This window comes from Brevundimonas sp. AC546 (genome assembly GCF_979258305.1).
The window spans coordinates 2352694-2370031 of sequence record NZ_OZ409849.1; the positions used below are offsets into that span (position 1 = coordinate 2352694).

The 17338-nt window shown below is 68.4% G+C and carries 16 protein-coding genes; 5 read left to right on the forward strand and 11 right to left on the reverse strand.

Annotated features, from left to right (window positions below; all coding sequences use genetic code 11):
* Positions 1-165: 165 nt before the first annotated feature.
* Both ACZZZD_RS11555 and htpX read right to left on the reverse strand, forming a co-directional pair.
* On the reverse strand, positions 166-1770 hold the full coding sequence (locus ACZZZD_RS11555; protein WP_463435178.1) for a M20/M25/M40 family metallo-hydrolase: 1605 nt from the start codon (positions 1768-1770) through the stop codon (positions 166-168).
* 95 nt (positions 1771-1865) lie between these two features.
* A complete protein-coding gene (gene htpX, locus ACZZZD_RS11560) occupies positions 1866-2840 on the reverse strand; it encodes a zinc metalloprotease HtpX (RefSeq protein ID WP_463435180.1) in 975 nt (324 codons plus the stop codon).
* A 95-nt stretch (positions 2841-2935) separates the two neighbouring features.
* Here htpX and ACZZZD_RS11565 point away from each other — a divergent pair, with 95 nt between their 5' ends.
* Together ACZZZD_RS11565 and ACZZZD_RS11570 are read left to right on the forward strand one after the other, a co-directional pair.
* Entirely contained in the window at positions 2936-3193 is a 258-nt protein-coding gene (locus tag ACZZZD_RS11565; protein ID WP_463435182.1) for a DUF1674 domain-containing protein, read from the forward strand.
* Positions 3194-3291: 98 nt separating this feature from the next.
* Complete coding sequence (locus tag ACZZZD_RS11570) at positions 3292-4431, forward strand: hypothetical protein (RefSeq protein WP_463435184.1); 1140 nt, start codon at positions 3292-3294, stop codon at positions 4429-4431.
* Between the two features lie 49 nt (positions 4432-4480).
* Here the strand turns inward: ACZZZD_RS11570 and pyrF are convergent, their stop codons facing one another.
* Positions 4481-5212 carry an orotidine-5'-phosphate decarboxylase gene (pyrF, locus tag ACZZZD_RS11575; protein WP_463435186.1) on the reverse strand — a complete coding sequence of 244 codons (732 nt, stop codon included), beginning with the start codon at positions 5210-5212 and terminating at the stop codon, positions 4481-4483.
* 85 nt (positions 5213-5297) lie between these two features.
* On the opposite strand from pyrF, the gene ACZZZD_RS11580 reads away from it, so the two are divergent.
* Positions 5298-5993, forward strand: coding sequence for a MarC family protein (locus tag ACZZZD_RS11580; protein WP_463435188.1), 696 nt, complete (start codon positions 5298-5300; stop codon positions 5991-5993).
* Positions 5994-5997: 4 nt separating this feature from the next.
* Here ACZZZD_RS11580 and ACZZZD_RS11585 read toward each other — a convergent pair whose 3' ends face one another.
* A complete protein-coding gene (locus tag ACZZZD_RS11585) occupies positions 5998-6396 on the reverse strand; it encodes a metallopeptidase family protein (RefSeq protein ID WP_463435190.1) in 399 nt (132 codons plus the stop codon).
* Between the two features lie 127 nt (positions 6397-6523).
* Between ACZZZD_RS11585 and ACZZZD_RS11590 the strand changes: the two genes are divergently transcribed.
* Entirely contained in the window at positions 6524-8845 is a 2322-nt protein-coding gene (locus tag ACZZZD_RS11590; RefSeq protein ID WP_463435192.1) for a sensor histidine kinase, read from the forward strand.
* Between the two features lie 130 nt (positions 8846-8975).
* Here ACZZZD_RS11590 and ACZZZD_RS11595 read toward each other — a convergent pair whose 3' ends face one another.
* Positions 8976-10622 carry a M28 family metallopeptidase gene (locus ACZZZD_RS11595; RefSeq protein ID WP_463435194.1) on the reverse strand — a complete coding sequence of 549 codons (1647 nt, stop codon included), beginning with the start codon at positions 10620-10622 and terminating at the stop codon, positions 8976-8978.
* A gap of 37 nt (positions 10623-10659) precedes the next feature.
* Positions 10660-11868 carry a BaiN/RdsA family NAD(P)/FAD-dependent oxidoreductase gene (locus ACZZZD_RS11600; RefSeq protein ID WP_463435196.1) on the reverse strand — a complete coding sequence of 403 codons (1209 nt, stop codon included), beginning with the start codon at positions 11866-11868 and terminating at the stop codon, positions 10660-10662.
* 85 nt (positions 11869-11953) lie between these two features.
* On the opposite strand from ACZZZD_RS11600, the gene greA reads away from it, so the two are divergent.
* Complete coding sequence (gene greA, locus ACZZZD_RS11605; RefSeq protein WP_463435197.1) at positions 11954-12433, forward strand: transcription elongation factor GreA; 480 nt, start codon at positions 11954-11956, stop codon at positions 12431-12433.
* Here the strand turns inward: greA and ACZZZD_RS11610 are convergent.
* The 5 genes from ACZZZD_RS11610 to miaB are packed head-to-tail and all read right to left on the reverse strand — an operon-like array spanning position 12430 to position 17315.
* A complete protein-coding gene (locus ACZZZD_RS11610) occupies positions 12430-12834 on the reverse strand; it encodes a helix-turn-helix domain-containing protein (RefSeq protein ID WP_463435198.1) in 405 nt (134 codons plus the stop codon). The genes greA and ACZZZD_RS11610 overlap by 4 nt on opposite strands.
* A 15-nt stretch (positions 12835-12849) precedes the next feature.
* On the reverse strand, positions 12850-14487 hold the full coding sequence (gene lnt, locus ACZZZD_RS11615) for an apolipoprotein N-acyltransferase (protein WP_463435199.1): 1638 nt from the start codon (positions 14485-14487) through the stop codon (positions 12850-12852).
* Positions 14488-14491: 4 nt separating this feature from the next.
* Positions 14492-14941 carry an rRNA maturation RNase YbeY gene (gene ybeY / locus ACZZZD_RS11620; RefSeq protein ID WP_463435200.1) on the reverse strand — a complete coding sequence of 150 codons (450 nt, stop codon included), beginning with the start codon at positions 14939-14941 and terminating at the stop codon, positions 14492-14494.
* Positions 14938-15924 carry a PhoH family protein gene (locus ACZZZD_RS11625; protein ID WP_463435201.1) on the reverse strand — a complete coding sequence of 329 codons (987 nt, stop codon included), beginning with the start codon at positions 15922-15924 and terminating at the stop codon, positions 14938-14940. The genes ybeY and ACZZZD_RS11625 overlap by 4 nt, the downstream gene beginning before the upstream one ends.
* Positions 15924-17315, reverse strand: a complete 1392-nt coding sequence (miaB, locus tag ACZZZD_RS11630; RefSeq protein WP_463435202.1) for a tRNA (N6-isopentenyl adenosine(37)-C2)-methylthiotransferase MiaB — start codon at positions 17313-17315, stop codon at positions 15924-15926. Before miaB ends, ACZZZD_RS11625 begins: the two co-directional genes overlap by 1 nt.
* Between the last annotated feature and the right edge of the window lie 23 nt (positions 17316-17338).

Here is a 17338-nt window from a genome sequence, read left to right on the forward strand (position 1 = left end):
CGAAGCCCTTCTCCCATAGGGAGAAGGTGGCCCGAAGGGCCGGATGAGGGGTTACGGTGCTGATTGCGTCGCACAGCGTAACCCCTCACCCTTTCGCACCAAGATCGATCGCTACGCTCTCGGGTGCTCAAGCCCTCTCCCTATGGGAGAGGGTAGGGCGATCTTTTAGTCCACCGGGTATTCGAACGGGTCGCTCGGCGTCGGCTGGGTCGGCAGCGGCATGCGCGGCAGGGGCTCGTCGCGGTTGGCGGCGTTCAGCAGGAAGCTGGCCAGGATGACGGCCGCCTGACGCAGGTCCTCGGCCTTCAGGTGATCGTAGCTGTCGATGCTGGTGTGGTGCAGGCGGCTGGAATAGTCGAGCGGGTCCTGGATGAACTGATAACCGGGCACGCCCACCGTCTGCATATAGACGTGGTCGGTGCCGCCCGAGTTGCGCAGGGATACGGTCGTCGCCCCCATGCTGGCGAAGGGCGCCAGCCATTCCTGGAAGATCGGGACGGCGGCGACATTGCCCTCGGCGTTGATGCCGCGGATCTTGCCCGAGCCGTTGTCCAGGTTGAAATAGGCGACCAGGTCGCGATAGCCCGCGCGCGGCTCGACGGGCCAGCGGCTGCGCCAGGTGCGATTGTTCGACAGGCCCGCCAAGGCCGGGTCGTTCGACGCCGCCCGCGTCGCCAGATGCTGATCGACGTAGGCCAGCGAGCCGAGGATACCCTGTTCCTCGCCGTTCCACAGGGCGAAGCGGATGGTGCGTTTGGGCCGCACGTTCAGGGTTTTCAGGATGCGCGCCGCCTCCATGACCACCGCGCTGCCCGCCGCATTGTCCACGGCGCCGTCCGAGGCGACCCAGCTGTCCAGGTGGGCGCCGGCCATGACGTATTCGCTGCCGCGCGCCGTGCCGGGGATGTCGGCTAAAATGTTGTAGGCGTTGACGTCCTCGTCGTGGAACCGGACCTCGCTGTTAAGCTCCAGCGTCGGCGGCGCATCGGTCAGGGCCAGGCGCGCCAGGCGACGATAATCTTCCGCCGCCAGCTCCATCCCCGCCAGCTTCGGCGTGGCGCCGACCTGATAGGTGTAGCCCGTGCCGTGCAGCAGGCCGCCGTCACGCTGGGAAATTCGCACCCAGGCCAAAGCGCCCTGTTCGACTAGGAAGGCGTCCAGTTCATTGGCGAAGTTGACGGTCTTCAGCGAGCGTTCGATGGCGGCTGGCGAATGCTGCGGCTGGTTATAGACGTTGCGCTCGGCCAGCTCGGCGCTGGTCCAGCGGCGGAAGGCCGGTTCGGTCGGCTCCGACCCCGTGCCGGGTTGAGACAGCATGACGATCTTGCCCGACAGCTTGCCGCGCCATTTGTCGAAGTCCTCGACCTTGGCGATCGGGGCCACGATGACGCCGCCGCTGATCGTCCCATTGGTCGAGGGCGTCCAGGCGACGGGAATGGCGCGCAGATCCAGCGGACGCGGCGCGGTCATGCGGGCGCTGGAGCGGACGATGGACCAGCCCCGACCGAACTCGAACCCTTCGGCCCGAACATTGGACAGGCCGTAGTCGGTGAACTGCGCTTGGGCCCACCGCTCGGCCTCGCGCATCTGGGGCGAGTTGGTCATCCGCCCGCCGATCCGGTCGGTCAGATAGGCGGCGGTCTGCATCACCTGACTGTGGTTCAGCCCCTGGTCGATGATGCCGTTGACGGCGACGCGGTCCACGGACTGGGCGGCGACGGGCGTGGCGAGAAGGGCGGCGGCGGATACGAAGGCGAGCAGACGCGACATGGATTCCCCAAGAAAGCCCAATGGCTGAACAGGGGCGCATCTGAGGCGATCCGACGACGGAGTGCAAACCGCAAACCGTGTTCAGGCCGCGACGATCAGCCCCAGGGGCCGCGCGGTTCCGTCGGGGTCGCGGGAACGCCTGTGGTCGAGGTGGTGAAGCCGGCGGCGGGGCGAGGCTGGGTCAGGTCAGGCGTTCGCGGACGGGGCTGCATCCCCATCTTCGCGCCCAGCTCCATCAGCGCCTTGATGCGATTGACCGTCGCCGGGTGGGTCGAGAACAGATTGTCGGCTCCGCGTCCCGCCAAGGGATTGATGATGAACATCTGGCCCGAGGCCGGATTGCGCTCGGCCGTCGAGTTGGTGATCCGCTTGGCGTAGGCGTCGATCTTCTGCAGGGCCGAGGCGAGGGCCTGGGGGTCGCCCGCGATTTCGGCGCCGACGCGGTCGGCCTCGTATTCGCGGCCGCGGCTGATCGCCATCTGCACCAGACCGGCCGCCATGGGCGCCAGCAGCATCAGGGCCAGGGTTCCGATGATGCCGCCCGGCCGTTCGCGATCCTGGCCCCCGCCGAAGAACAAGGCGAAGTTGGCCAGGGCGGCGATCGCGCCGGCGATGGTCGCCGTCACCGTCATGATGAGGGTGTCGCGGTTCTTCACATGGGCCAGCTCGTGCGCCATCACCCCGCGCACCTCCTCGCGCGTCAGCATGTCCAACAGGCCGGTGGTGGCGCAGACGGCGGCGTTCTCGGGATTCCTGCCCGTGGCGAAGGCGTTGGGCTGGTCGTTGGGAATGATGGCGACCTGGGGTTGGGGCAGGCCGGCGTCGCGGGCCATCTGGCGCACGTCGGCGACGTAGTTTCGGACCACGGCGTTGGGATGCTGCTCGTCGACCGGCTGGGCCCGGTACATCTTCAGCACGATCTTGTCGGCGTTCCAGTAGCTGAACAAGTTCATTCCGCCCGCGAGCAACAGGGCGATCGCCATGCCCGGACCTCGTCCGATCATATAGCCGACGCCTGCGAACAGGGCCGTCATCGCCGCCAGCAGGATGAAGGTCTTCAGATGGTTCATCGCGTTCCGTCCCCCGATCCGGCCGTTCTGTCTGGCGTCACGGGTTTGATCCTCTATTTGAGAGAAGGCGCATCAAGCCTCAAGGGAGCCGCCCTGTGACCGAACATCCCACCCCCGGGCCGGACAACGACGCCGAAGCGGCCTCTGTTGGACCCATCTTCAACGCCGATGTGCCCCACGCCACGCCCGAACGCCCCCTCAGCGAGGCCGCCTGTCGCGCCCTTCAGGAGGCGGCCGATCGTCGCGCGCGCCAGGAGGCGGTGCAGACGGACACGGAGTACGGCGGCCCGTCCGGTCCCGAACCGACCCGTTTCGGCGACTGGGAGAAGAAGGGGCTGGCGGTCGATTTCTGACCCGCCGATCCTGTCGCCGCGGGGAAAACGGTTAACCACAGCTTAAGAAACAGGCGCCGGTCTTGCCAGTGCAGGGACAACTCAGAGGAGTCTGTCCCGTGACGATACAGTCGATAATCACTGCCGCATCGGCGGCTCTGCTGCTTTCGGCGGCGCCCGCTCTCGCCGGAGGTCCCGGCGGACACGGCGGAGGCTATGGCGGCGGTCACGGCGGCCAACCCGGCGGCTGCGGCGGCGGTTGCGGTGGAGGCGGCCATTACGGCGGCGGCAACTATAACGCTAACCACAACGTCAATGTGAACGGCGGCGCCTACGCCAACGCCAATGCCTATGCCAACTCGGGCGCCTATGCCGGCGCCTCCAGCTATTCGGCGATCAACGCCCGGTCCTATTCCAGCTCGTCCAGCTTCCAGCGCGGTTACGTCGGCGGCGGCACGACCTATGTCGGCGGCGGCGGCTATTCGGACGGCTATTACGGCGGTGGATACGGCGGCGGCTATGTGACCTCGGCCCCGGTCCTGGTCGGTCGTCCCCCGGTCAGCGCCCCGGTCGGCTATCCCGTCTATGGTTTCGGTCGCGACTATATCGGCTGGCGTCCGTATCAGCAGGGCCGCCCGGCTGACTGCAACTGCCGTCCGCCCGTGCGTTACGAACAACGCTACGTCGATCAGCCGCCGGTCTATGTCCAGGGCCCGCCGGTGCAGGTCGCGCCGCAGCGCATCTATGTCGCCCCGTCGCAAGTGAACTTCGCGCCGCCCCAGATCGAGATGGGCCCGCCCACCTATATCGAGCAACCGCCCATCTATGTGCAGGCGCCGCCGGTCAACATCGGGCCTCAGCGTGTTCAGGTCGCCGCCTCTCAGGTGAACCTGGCCCCGCCGCAGATCGAGACGAGCGGCCCGGTCTATTACGATCAGGCCCCGGTCTATGTGCAGTCGGCCCCGGTCAATATCGGCCCGCAACGCATCCAGGTCGCGCCCGGTCAGGTGAACATGGCGCCGCCGCAGATCGAGACCGGCGGTCCGGTCTATGTCGATCAGTCGCCGGTCTATGTGCAGTCCGCACCGGTCAACGTCGCCCCGGCCCAGATCTATGTGGCCCCGCCGGAGGTGAACACCATTCCCGGACCGCCGCCCCCGCCGCAGGGCTATTACGGCGATCTGCCGCCGCCGGAAGCGCCTGCGCCTCACGCGCCGCCGCGCCACGGCTATGCCCAGGAGCCGGGCGAGCGGGGCTGATCGCCTCGCGGTAGGACAACCGAAGACGAAAAGGTCGCCCTGGTCTGTCTCAGATCAGGGCGATCTGCTGTGCGATCTCCTGCGCCGCCGCGCGGGGATCGGCCGAGGCCGTGATCGGCCGGCCGATGACCAGATGGCTCGCGCCGGCCTCAAGCGCCGCCTGCGGCGTCGCCGCCCGCGCCTGGTCGTCCAGCGCCGCCCCGACCGGCCGCACGCCCGGCGTCACGATCAGGAAGTCCGGCCGTCCCGCCTCGATGGCCAGGGCGCGCGCCCGAGCCGCCTCATGCGGGCTGGAGACCACACCGTCGATGCCGGCGTCCAGCGCCTGACGCACCCGCTGTTCGACTAGTTCGGCAGGCGACAGGCTGTGATCGTCCGCGCTCAAGTCCTCGGCGGTCAGGCTGGTCAGGACCGTGACGCCCAGCACCTTCATGCTTGATCCTGCCGCGCCTCGCGCCGCCGCCGCCATCACTTGCGGCCGCGCATGGACCGTCAGCAGATCGCAGTCGGCATTCGCCAGATTGGCCGTCGCCTTCTCCACCGTCGCGCCGATGTCGTGCAGTTTCCAGTCCAAGAAGATCTGGCGCCCCTGCGCCTTCAGATCGCGCGCCAGGTCCATGCCGCCGACCGCGAACAGCTGAAGCCCGATCTTGTAGAAGCCGACCGCATCCCCGATCCGCGCGACCAGAGCAGCCGCCTCGGCCGTCGTCGGCACGTCCAGGGCGCAGATGATCCGTTCGTCAGGTGCGTGATTGGGCGTCGCTGTGTTGGTCTGGGTCATCGACGGACTCGCGCTGAGCGGCTATGCCGGGACCCGTGGGGGCGCGTCGGCATGCGGCGTGACGGATTGAGGGCGAGGACAAGCGATGAACGCAGTCGATTTGGGTGTCAACCTGTTCGTGACCCTGTTCGCCCTGCTGGACCCGATCGGCAATCTGCCGATCTTCGCCGCCGCCACGGCGGGCGCGACGCTGCGCCAGCGGATTTCGGTCTCGGCACTGATCTGCGCCTTCGCCGCCGTCTTCCTGGCCTTCTTCCTGTTCACGGGCCTGGGCCTGCTGCAGTTTTTCGGCATTTCGCTGGCGGCGTTCCGCATCGCCGGGGGCATTCTGCTGCTGTTCCTGGGGCTGGACATGGCGCGCGGCGACTTCCTCGCCATGTTCGCCGACAAGGACGCCCTCGCCGACACCAAGGACGTGCGTGGCTATGCGCGCAGGCGTTTCCAGCGTCTGGTCGTGCCCTTCGCCATTCCGCTGATGATCGGCCCCGGCGCCATTTCGGCGGTCATCATCCAGGCGGGCGAGGCGGCCAAGCTGGGCTACGCCGGCACCATGGGGTCGCTGGTCGCCATCGCGGCGGCCTGCGCCGTGTCCTTCGTCTGTTTCGCCTTGACGGGTTCGCTCAGCCGCCTGCTGGGCGAAGTGGGCATGGCCATCATCGTCAAGGTGCTGGGCCTGATCCTGTGCGCGCTGGCGATCCAGTTCATCCTGCTGGGCCTGGGCGAGGCCATCCCCGGCATGATCTCCGGCGCGGTGACGACGCCCTATCCGGCGGTGAAGTAGGCTTTCAGTCCTCGTCGTCTTCGATGGCGTGGATGTCGTCGTCGGTCAGGCCCAGGTGGTGGCCGATCTCGTGGATCAGGACGTGGGCGATCAGTTCGCCGATCCCCACGTCGCCGCGCTCGCACCATTCGTCCAGGATCGGGCGACGATAGAGAAAGACCCGCGACGGTTCGGCCGCCGGCCCCAGGCTGTCGCGCCGCCCGATGTCCACGCCGTGATACAGGCCCGTCAGCTCGAACGGATCGTCGATCTCCATCTCCGCCAGCGTCGCTTCGTCGGCGAAGTCGTCGATGCGGATGACTACCTCGCCGGCCGCCTGTCTGAAAGGCCCCGGCAGGGCGTCGAACGCCTCCTGCGCCAGCCTGGCGAAGTCGTCGAGGGATGGGGCGATCGCGTCGGTCATGACTGCGATATTGCGGTCCCGAGGGGGCGGCGCAACAGGGCGCGATGACGCGATCACGAGACTGCCGCTTTTTCGCACGCTTGGGGTATGGTTACCGAATCGGGGCTGAGACTCTCCAAGGACACGAATGGCCGAGGCCGACATCGCCTATGTCGCCACAGCGGGCGCAGCCGGACTGGCCATGGCCGTCAGCGCCTGGGCCTTGCTGCTGCGCGGACGGCTGAACGAGACGGCCGTCCAGGCCGAGCGCGAGCGGGTCGAGGCCCTGGCGGACCTCAGCCGCCACGACGCCATGCTGCGCGCCTTCGACGACGTCAGCCTGGCCCTGACGCCGGACGGCGAGGCGGCCGGCGCGCCCATCGGCTCGGCCGAACTGATCGCGCGGTTGGCGGGCGACAGCGAAGAGGTCGGCGCCGCCGTCCTGACCAAGCTCAAGATCACCCATGACGCCCTGATCGAGGCCTTGGTCCAGTCAGGCCAGGCGTTCGAAGGTCTGGTCGCGCTGGACGATGTCGAACCGTGGCGGATCGAGGGACGGGTCGCGGGCGGGTCCGCCTGGCTGCGGCTGTCGCCCGCGTCGCGCTTCACCCTGACCGGCGCCGATGCGACCGAAAGCGGCCTGGCCATGCTGGGCGACGCCTCGCCCATGCCGACCTGGGTCGTGGATGGGACCGGAAAGCTGGCCTGGGCCAACCGCGCCTGGCTGGCCGAGATCAACGCCGAAACCATCGACGCCGCCATTGAGGAAGGCCTGTCGTTCGACCGCGGGGCCGACGCCCTGGTCGCCGAGGCCGCGCGCCTGGGCGTGCGCCAGGAAGGCTTCCGCTGGACGACCGGCGGAGGGGCGCGCCGCGCCTGGCGCATCATCGCCGAACCGGCGGGGGGCGGCGCCGTCACCGCTTTCGCCATTGAGGTGACCGAGGCGGAGGAAACGCGCGACACCCTGCGCCGCCACGTCGACGCCCATGACGAGACGTTGAACCACTTGGCCGACGCCGTCGCCATCTTCGGCCCGCAAAAGCGACTGGCCTTCCACAACACCGCCTTCCAGACCCTGTTCGACATCGACGCGGCCTGGCTGGATGAACGCCCGACCCATGCCGAACTGCTGGATCGCCTGCGCCAGCGTCGCAGCCTGCCCGAGGTGGTGGATTACGCCGGCTGGAAAACGCGCGAGCTTGAGTTCTATGGCGCGTCAGAGGCCTCGCCCGACGACAGCTGGTCCCTGCCGGACGGCCGCACCTTGCGCGTCGTGCGCCAGCCACACCCGCTGGGCGGCATATTGCTGATCTTCTCGGACATCACCGACGAGCTGAAGCTGCGTAGCCGGTTCAACGCCCAGATTCAGGTCCAGCGCGCGACTTTGGACAAGCTGAACGACGCCGTCGCCGTGTTCGGTTCGGACGGTCGGCTGAGGCTGCACAACGAGGCGTTCGAGACTTTCTGGCACCTGTCGGGCGACCGGATTTCGGGGGCGGCCGACTTCGACGCGCTGGCCGAACTGTGCAAGGCGGTGCTGCCCGATCCGGCGCTGTGGCTGGGGCTGAAGGCGCGCGTTGCCGATCCCGATCCCGAGAGCCGCGTCGCCATCTCGGGCGAGGGGCGCACCGTCGACGGGCGCGTCGCCGCCTGGCAGACCCGTCCCCTGCCGGACGGCGCGACCCTGGTCGCCTTCTCGGACGTGACCGCCCGGCGCGGGCTGGAACAGGCCCTGGTCCAACGCGAACAGGCCCTGGCTGAAAGCCAGGCGCTGAAACGCGAGTTCGTGGGCAGCGTCTCCTATGAGCTGCGCACGCCTCTGACGACCATCGTCGGCTATTCCGAACTGCTGGAGACCATGGGCGACCTGCCCGAACGCAGCCGCCAGCACGCGGGCGCCATCCGTGTCGCCGCCAGCCAGCTGGCCCGCTCCATCGACGACGTGCTGGACATGGCCCAGATCGACGCCGGCGAGATGGAGCTGTCGCTGGGCGACATGCGCGTCAGCGACCTGCTGAACCAGGCGGCGGAAAAGGTCCGTGCGAGGGTCGAGGGACGCGGCGCCACCCTGACCATCTCCTGTCCCACCGACCTCAAGCCGATCCGCGCGGACGAGCACCGCATCGGCCAGGCCTTGGATCATCTGCTGGAAAACGCCGCCCGGGCCGTGTCCGAGGGCGGGGCGGTGGAGCTGAAGGCCGAGACCGGCGCAGCCGAGGTCCGGCTGACCGTGTCCGACACCGGGCGCGGCATCCCCTATCACCTGCAGGCCCACGTCTTCGACCGCTTCGTGCGGCGCGAACGGGGCGGGCCCGGCGTGGGCCTGGCCCTGGTCAAGGCGCTGGTCGAGCTGCACGGCGGCTGGGCCGAGGTGGAAAGCGAGCCCGGCAAGGGCGCCGCCTTCATCCTGCACCTGCCGCTGGGCGCCGCGACCACCGCCGCCGCGCCCGAGCTTCAGCTGGAACTCTAGAGCCTGATCCGCTTGAGTTGAAGCGCTTCGCGCTTCGACGTAGCGGTGAATCAGGCTCCAGATTCAAGCGAGACCTTGATTCACGGCTTCAGCGGAATCGCGAAGCGATTCTTCCTCAACCGATCAAGGTCTAGCGCCGCGACGCTTTCGACGTATCGCGAGCCGGGCCGAATTCGGCGCCCGCGTTCCATTCCGGCCATTGATCGCTGTCCGCCAGCTCGCGTCCGACTGCGTAGATCAGGGCTGTGTCGGCCGCTGCAGCGTCCATTTTCCAGGTCGCGTCCCATTCGTCCGTAGGCTGATGATAGCGGTTCTGGACATAGTCGCGGCTGGCGGCGCTGGCGCCGGTGAAGCCCGCCGCCGGGAATAGGGCCGGCACTCCGCGCAGGGCTAGGGGGAAGTGGTCGGAGCGATAGAAGGCTCCGGCCTGGGGCGCCGGGTCGGCGATCAGGGTGCGGCCGGCCTGGGTTGCGTGGCGCGCCAGGACGTCGTCCAGCTGGTTCTTGCCCTTGCCGATGACGACGACGTTCGGGTCGATCTCGGTTCCCGGCAGCAGGCTGTCGACGTTGATGTTGGCGACCGTGGTCTCCAGCGGCCAAACCGGATTGGCGGCGTAGTAGGTCGAGCCCAGCAGGCCAGCCTCCTCGCCCGACCAGGCGGCGAAGACGACCGACCGTTTGGGGCGCGGACCGTCGGCGAAGGCGTGGGCCAGCTCCAGCAGGGCGGCGACCCCCGTCGCATTGTCCACGGCGGCGTTATAGATCTTGTCGCCCTGAGCGTTCGGCGTGCCGACGCCGTAGCCGTCCCAGTGGGCGCCGTACATCACGGTCTCGTCCGGACGTTCGGCGCCGGGAATGCGGGCGATGACGTTCTTTGTCTCCACCTTGTCGGCGATCTGGCCGAAGTCCACGCTCATGGTCAGGCCCGGCAGGATCACGGGCTTGAAATCGGCGCGGCGGGCGCTGTCCTTCAGGGCGGCGAAGTCCAGACCGGCGGCGGTGAATAACTCTTCGGCCTTGGCCCGCTGAATCCAGCCCTGGAAGGGCGCGCGCTCGGCGTTGGGATCGGCGCGGACGATGTCGAACTTGGGCGCGGCGGACGAGTTCTGCAGGGTGGACCAGCCGTAGCCGGCGCCGTCAGTCTCGTGGACCACCAGCACGCCCGCGGCGCCGCGACGGCCCGCTTCCTGGAACTTGTAGGTCCAGCGGCCATAGAAGGTCATGGCGGCGCCGTCGAACTTGCCGGCGACGGGATCGCCTTCGGGGGCCTGGAAGTCGGGATCGTTGACCAGGACGACGATGACCTTGCCGCGCACGTCCACGTCCTTGAAGTCGTCCCACTGGCGCTCCGGCGCCGTCGCGCCATAGCCGACGAAGACCACGGGCGCGTCGGTCACGGTGATGTGGTCGGTCGGACGGTCGCTGGACACCAGCACGTCGGGACCGCGCTCCAGGCTGATCGTCCTGCCGCCGACGGTCGCGGCGACGGTCGCCGGGCCGTCCTGGCGGGTGCGCGACAGATGGGCGACCTGGACGAAGGCGCCGTCCGGTCCGCCGCCCTCGGCGCCCGCAGCGCGGAATTGTTCGACCAGCCAGGCGACAGTCTTCTCCTCGCCCTGCGAGGCGGGGGCGCGGCCTTCGAACTCGTCCGACGCCAGGACCCGCACCGACTCGTTCATTCGCGCGGCGTCGATGTTCGGCGTGGCCTCCTGCGCCAGGGCGGGAAAACAGGCCATCATCAGAGCCAGGACTGAAACGGCGGGTAGGATGCGGCGCATGGGGAACTCCTAATCGAACCAGGCGACCCTGCCTTTCTCAGTCCCGGCTGTCGAGCCAGTCGATGACGCCGGACGCCGCGACCACGCCAGAAGCAAAGCTGGCCTGAAGCAGATAACCGCCGGTCGGCGCCTCCCAGTCCAGCATCTCGCCGGCGACGAAGACGCCCGGCAGCGCGACCAGCATCAACCGCTCGTCCAGACCGTCCAGCGCTACGCCGCCCGCCGACGAAATCGCTCGCTCCAGCCCCTGCACGCCCGTCAGGGTCAGCGGCATGGCCTTGATCCGTTCCGCCAGGGCGCGGGGTGAGGCGGGCAGGGGGCCGGCTTCATACAGCAGGGCGACGGCGGCGGGATCGAGCCCGACCACCTTGCGCAGATGGTTCGACAAGCTGGCCTTGCCGCGCGGCTTCGACAGCCGGTCAGTCAGCTTGCCGACCGCCACATCCGGCTTCAGGTCGATCTGGATATCGGCGCGACCGTCCGTCTCGACCGCCGTCCTCAGTGCGGCGGACATCGCATAGATGGCGCCGCCCTCGATGCCGTAGCGGGCGATCATCGCCTCGCCGCGCGCGGTCCGGTCGCCATGGGTGACGGCGACGCCCTTCAGCGGCTGGCCTGCGAACCGGTCGCGGAACAGGGCGGACCAGGCGACGTCGAAGCCGACATTGGCGGGTCGGAAAGGGGTGACGGCGGCGCCGGCCGTTTCGAGCCACGGCGCCCAGGCCCCATCCGAACCCAGGCGCGGCCAGCTGGCGCCGCCCAGGGCCAGGACCACGGCGTCAGGCCGTTCCAGTCGTTCGCCGTCCGGTGTCTCGAACGCCAGCGCTCCGTCGCGCCACCCGGTCCAGCGCGACCGGGTGCGGATATCGACGTTAAGTTCGCTCAGCCGCGCCAGCAAGGCCCGCACGAGGGGCGAGGCCTTCATCGCTTTGGGAAACACCCGGCCGCTGGATCCGATGAAGGTCTCCTGCCCCAGGGCCTCGACCCAGGCGGTCAGGTCGGTCGGTGTGAACCGATCGATCCAGGCGGCTGCCGTCGGCTGAGCGGAGCCATAGCGGGTCATGAACCGATCCAGCGGTTCCGAATGGGTCAGGTTCAGCCCGCCTCGCCCGGCCATCAGCAGCTTGCGCGCGACCGACGGCATCCGCTCGTGCACCACGACGGTGGCCCCCGCCTGCGCCAGCCTTTCAGCCGCCATCAGTCCGGCGGGACCGGCGCCGATCACATGGACAGTTCGGGAGGGCATCGGGCGAGGGGACTGTTGCATGGCGTCGCTTTGCGCGCTTGCGGCGGCGCTGGCTATAGCTTCCCGCATCGCTATGTTCCGTACCATGAGCGTTGCATTCACCCGCGAAGAAGATCTTGAGGCCACCGCCGCCGACTTGGCGGACCGCCCAATCTCGCCCCACCCCAATCTAGTCACGCCGCAGGGTCTGGCGATGATCGAGGCCGAACTGACGTCCGCGCGCGCCGCCTATACCGCCGCCCAGGTGAAGGGGTCCATCGAGAGCGACCGCACGGCGATGGCGCGCGCGACGCGCGATCTGCGCTATTGGGCCGCCCGGCGGGCCTCGGCCCAATTGGTCGAGCCGACCGAGGACGACGGCGCCGTGCGGTTCGGCGGGTCCGTCTCCATCGAACGCGAGGACGGCCGCGCCCAGACCTGGCGTATCGTGGGCGAGGACGAGGCCGATCCGGCGACCGGCTCCGTCAGCCATGTCTCGCCCCTGGCCCGCGCCGTCGTGGGCAAGCGGGTCGGCGACGCGGTGATCGTGGCGGGTCAGTCGGCGGAGATCGTCGCGGTCGCCTAGACTTCTTCGTCGCCCAGCATGTCTCGCATCATGTCCAGGATCAGCTTCTGCTTGCGTGGGGGCAGGCGCGGCGCAAGGCGGGTGATCTCGACGCTGGCCTTGGTCGGCTTGTGCTCGTGGTCGAACGCAGGCGCCGCCTCTTCCGCCATGCCTGGTTGGGCGCTGGCGTAGCCGTCGAAGAAGAAAGGAATCCCGACCTTCATGAAGTCGGCCATTTCGAACAGTTTCGAGGCCGAGACACGGTTCGTGCCTTTTTCGTATTTCTGCACCTGCTGGAAGCTGACGCCGACGGCCCTGGCCAGGGCCGTTTGGGTCAGGCCCAGATCCAGACGCTTCTCCTGAACGCGACGGCCGACATGGCGATCGACGGGATGCGGATCCTCGTCCTTCTCACGCGCCATCTCCATCCCCCTTGATCAGATCGCTGCTCGATTCGAACGAACCTTAGATCGCAGAATCAACGGCCACAAGGATAAGATGAACGCTGCTATACTGGCCAGGAAGAAGAGAAGATCGCCGAACCGGCCATAGGGCGTGATCCCGGTCGGGCGCGGCAACGGCGCGTCGATCACCCCCATGACGCCGGGGTCCAGTCGTTCGCCGTCCACGATCCGGCCCCAGGGGTCGATCATGGCCGAAATCCCCGTCGGCGTGGACCGCGCGATAGGCAGGCCGGTCTCGATGGCGCGATAGCTGGCCAGGTTCAGGTGCTGGCGCGGGCCCGATGTGGCGCCGAACCAGGCGTCGTTGGACGCATTGACGATCCACTCGGGCCGCCCGGCCGCGCCGGGGGTGAAGCCGGGATAGAGGCTCTCGTAACAGATCAGCACCTGGGCCGGCGGCGCGCCTGGAATCGAAATCGGCGCCGGCGTGGGCCCGGCGGCAAAATCGCTGGGCATATGCACCAGGCTGCGCAGGCCGATGGACGTCATGATCCCGCCCAGCGGCAGATATTCGCCGAATGGCACCAGCCGGTGCTTGTCATAGACGGCGGCGACCCTCAGGCCCGCCCCGCCTTCGTCGGCCAAGGCGAACAGGCTGTTGTAATAGCGACCGCCGTCCGGCGTCGTCGGGTCCGCCTCGCCGCGCGCCAGACCCATCAGCAGGGTCTGTCCGGGCCGCAAGGCGTCGGCGATGGCCTGGGCGTCGGCCGAGGCGAAGACGTCGTTGGCCGAGGCGGGCAGGGCGCCTTCGGGCCAGACCACGACATTAGGTATTCGCGCCGCCGCCTGACCCGTCAGGGCGACATAGCGATCGACGATGGAGCGATAGGCCTCGGGCGACCATTTGGTCTCCTGCTTCACATCGGCCTGGACCAGCCGCACGACCGTGTCGGTGAACTGCAGGTCCGACTGCGCCAGCCTGACGGCGCCGAACGTCCCGACGGCGATCAGGGCCAGCGCGCCCAGGCTGGCGGAGATCAGTCGACTGCGTTTGGCGCCCGGTCCGATCAGCGGCGCAAAGGCCGCAGTCGCGGCGACCGTCACCAGGCTCAGCCCATAGACGCCGACGACCGAGGCGAACTGGGACATGCCGCCGCCCGCACGCCAGGTCGCGCCGGCCGGGTTCCACGGAAAGCCGGTCAGGACATGACCGCGCAGCCATTCGGCGGCGCAGAACAGGGCGGCGAACAACAGCACCCGCACCGCGCCCAGCGGCGCCCAGCGACGATACAAGGCGCATGCCGCGCCCCAGAACAGGCCCAGGCCGGCGGGCAACAGGCTGGCGGCGAAGGGCGCCATCCATGCCTGTTCGGGATTGACGAAAAACGCCTCGGCCACCCACCAGCAGCCGACGAAGAAATAGGCGAACCCCGCCAGCCACCCCATCCAGAAGGCGCCGCGCACCGTGTCCGAACGCTCCGACAGGATCATCAGCAACGGATAGCCCAACAGGCCGATCAGCACGCCGAACGGCGGATGGGCGAAGGCCGTCCCGGCGCCAGCCAGCAGCGCCAGGACGATGCGGATAAGACGCCACGTCAGGGCGCGCTTCTTGTCGGGCAGGGCGCGGATCGGAGCGGCGAAACGGTCCAGCAGGGCGTCGGGAAACATGGGGTCAGTCCTGCTGCTCGGATGCGTAGGGATCGGCGACGCTGATCTGGGCCAGGATTTCGCGCTCCTCGGCCTCCATCTCCTCGGCCTCGGCATCGTCCTCGTGGTCGCGGCCCAGCAGGTGCAGGACGCCGTGAACGACCAGATGGCTCAGATGGTCGGCCAGGGTCTTGCCCTGGGCCTGGGCTTCAGTCGCGCAGACGCCGTAGGCCAGGACGATATCGCCCAGATGCGGCGCGGCGTTTTCAGGGGCGGGGAAGGACAGGACGTTGGTCGGCTTGTCTTTGTCGCGGAACCGGGCGTTCAGTTCTCGCACCGCCGCGTCGTCGGTCAGCAGGACGACGATGTCGCCCTCGACGGTGCCCAGCGCGGCCTTCGCCGCCGTCTCCACCACCGCTTCGACAGCCGGCAGGGCGCCGGTCCACGCCTCGGCTTCGACTTCAATCTCGATCATGCGGGGTCTTCGAGGTCCGGGGCCGGACGACCTTTTGCGGCGTCGGCGTCATAGGCGCGCACGATCCGCTCGACCATGGCGTGACGCACCACGTCCGAGGCTTCGAACTTCAGCACGCCGACGCCCTTGACCCCGTCGAGGATGCGCAGGGCGTGAGCCAGGCCGGAATCGCGCGGGTTCAGCAAGTCGATCTGCGACGGGTCGCCCGTCACCACCATCCGCGCGCCCTCGCCCAGACGGGTCAGCACCATCTTCATCTGCAGGCGCGAGGTGTTCTGCGCCTCGTCGACGATGACGAAGGCGTGGCTGAGGGTGCGGCCGCGCATGAAGGCGATGGGGGCGGCTTCGATCTCGCCCTTGTCGCGGCGACGCTGCACGTCTTCGGCGCCCAGAATGTCGTTCAGCGCCTCCCAGATCGGGGCCAGATAGGGATCGACCTTCTCGTTCAGATCGCCCGGCAGGAAGCCCAGTTTCTCGCCCGCCTCGACCGCCGGACGGGTGATGACCAGCCGGTCCACCTGACCTCGGCGAAGGAGGGAGGCGCCATAGGCGGCGGCCAGGAAGGTCTTTCCGGTGCCGGCCGGGCCGACGCCGAACGACAGCTCGCATCGGCCCAGCATGTCCAGATAGGCCGCCTGCGCCTTGGTCTTGGGCACGATCGAGCCGCGCTTGCCGCCCGGAAGCGACACGCCCGCCGCCGCCATGCCCGGCGTTCCCTTGCCGCCCCGCGCCTGGCCCAAGGCAGCACGCACATCGGCCTCGGTGACCTCGGCGCCCAGGGCCGCGCGCTTGGCCAGGTCCTCGATCACCTGGCGTGCATCGTTGCGGTCGCGCGTACCGCCGTTGACGGAGACGCCGCCGCCGGGCGCCTCGACCAGCACCTTGAAGGCGTCCTCGATCAGGGCGACGTGACGACTGTTCGGCCCGACGACCGCACGCAGCTCGGCGTCATTCAAAGGGACGAATTCGGACTCACGCGCCATCAAGCAGCCTTTTGCTGGGAAATGAGACGACCCATCAGACTGTTCTGCTGGCCCGCAACGATCTCGACCGGAACGATCTGCCCGATCAGATGATCCGCGTCATCGACATGGACCGATTGCAGATATGGGGATCGACCGATGGCTTGGCGACGGTGGCCGTGTCGGCCCGGCTTGTCGAACAGCACATTCAGGGTCCGGCCCGCCTGGGCGAGGTTGAACGCGGTCTGCTGTTCGGTCAGCAGGGCGATCAGCCGGTGCAGCCGTTCCTTGGCGATCTCCGGCTCGACCTGTTTGCCCATGCCGGCGGCGGGCGTGCCCGGACGCGGCGAATAGGCGAAGGCGAAGGCGCCTGCGTAGTTGACGCGACGCACCAGATCCAGCGTGTCCTCGAACTCCCTGTCCGTCTCGCCGGGGAAGCCGACGATGAAGTCGCCTGCGATGGCGATGTCCGGCCGCGCGGCGCGGATGCGGTCGATCAGGTCGAAGTATTTCTGGCGCCCGTGCTTCCTGTTCATCAGCCGCAGGATGTGGTCCGATCCCGCCTGAACCGGCAGATGCAGATAGGGCATCAGGGCGTCCAGTTCGCCGTGCGCGGCGATCAGTTCGTCGGCCATGTCGTTGGGATGGCTGGTCGTATAGCGGATGCGGTCCAGGCCAGGAATATCGGCCAGGGCATAGGCGAGTTCCGCCAGGGTCGCCTTCTTCCCGTCCGGCCGTTCGCCGTCATAGGCGTTGACGTTCTGACCCAGAAGGGTGACCTCGCGCACGCCGCGTCCGGCCAGTTGCCGCGCCTCCTCCAGCACCGAAACCATCGGCCGCGACCATTCAGCGCCGCGCGTATAGGGCACGACGCAGAAGGTGCAGAACTTGTCGCACCCCTCCTGCACCGTCAGGAAGGCGGTCGGTCCTTCGGTGAATCGTGCAGCGGGCAGGGCGTCGAACTTGTCGTCGGGGGCGAAGTCGGCGCCGATCCGCTCGCCCCGCGCCCGCGCCGTGCGGGTCAACAGTTCGGGTAGCTGGTGATAGGCTTGGGGGCCGACGACGATATCGACGGCCGGTTGGCGGCGCATGATCTCCTCGCCCTCGGCCTGGGCGACGCAGCCGGCGACCGCGATGGTCAGGTCGCCGCCGGTCTCGCGCCGGACGTCGCGCATCTCCCGCAGCTTGCCGAGCTCGGAATAGATCTTTTCGGCCGCCTTCTCGCGGATGTGGCAGGTGTTCAGGATGACGAAGTCCGCGGCCTTCACATCGTCGGTGACGGCATAGCCCAGCGGGCGCAGCACGTCGGCCATGCGCTCCGAATCATAGACGTTCATCTGGCAGCCGTACGTCTTGATGAACAGACGCTTCTCGAGCGTCGTCTCGACTTGGGGAGCCAGGGTCTCGGTCATCGGGGGCTTATGATCGCCCGCAC

What these genes read in the sequence shown, in the direction of transcription:
- ACZZZD_RS11555 (WP_463435178.1), bottom strand. Translation starts at nt 1,770, where the DNA reads ATGTCGCGTCTGCTCGCCTTCGTATCCGCCGCCGCCCTTCTCGCCACG.
- htpX (WP_463435180.1), bottom strand. Translation starts at nt 2,840, where the DNA reads ATGAACCATCTGAAGACCTTCATCCTGCTGGCGGCGATGACGGCCCTG.
- pyrF (WP_463435186.1), bottom strand. Translation starts at nt 5,212, where the DNA reads ATGACCCAGACCAACACAGCGACGCCCAATCACGCACCTGACGAACGG.
- ACZZZD_RS11580 (WP_463435188.1), top strand. Translation starts at nt 5,298, where the DNA reads ATGAACGCAGTCGATTTGGGTGTCAACCTGTTCGTGACCCTGTTCGCC.
- ACZZZD_RS11585 (WP_463435190.1), bottom strand. Translation starts at nt 6,396, where the DNA reads ATGACCGACGCGATCGCCCCATCCCTCGACGACTTCGCCAGGCTGGCG.
- ACZZZD_RS11590 (WP_463435192.1), top strand. Translation starts at nt 6,524, where the DNA reads ATGGCCGAGGCCGACATCGCCTATGTCGCCACAGCGGGCGCAGCCGGA.
- ACZZZD_RS11595 (WP_463435194.1), bottom strand. Translation starts at nt 10,622, where the DNA reads ATGCGCCGCATCCTACCCGCCGTTTCAGTCCTGGCTCTGATGATGGCC.
- ACZZZD_RS11600 (WP_463435196.1), bottom strand. Translation starts at nt 11,868, where the DNA reads ATGCCCTCCCGAACTGTCCATGTGATCGGCGCCGGTCCCGCCGGACTG.
- greA (WP_463435197.1), top strand. Translation starts at nt 11,954, where the DNA reads ATGAGCGTTGCATTCACCCGCGAAGAAGATCTTGAGGCCACCGCCGCC.
- ACZZZD_RS11610 (WP_463435198.1), bottom strand. Translation starts at nt 12,834, where the DNA reads ATGGCGCGTGAGAAGGACGAGGATCCGCATCCCGTCGATCGCCATGTC.
- lnt (WP_463435199.1), bottom strand. Translation starts at nt 14,487, where the DNA reads ATGTTTCCCGACGCCCTGCTGGACCGTTTCGCCGCTCCGATCCGCGCC.
- ybeY (WP_463435200.1), bottom strand. Translation starts at nt 14,941, where the DNA reads ATGATCGAGATTGAAGTCGAAGCCGAGGCGTGGACCGGCGCCCTGCCG.
- ACZZZD_RS11625 (WP_463435201.1), bottom strand. Translation starts at nt 15,924, where the DNA reads ATGGCGCGTGAGTCCGAATTCGTCCCTTTGAATGACGCCGAGCTGCGT.
- miaB (WP_463435202.1), bottom strand. Translation starts at nt 17,315, where the DNA reads ATGACCGAGACCCTGGCTCCCCAAGTCGAGACGACGCTCGAGAAGCGT.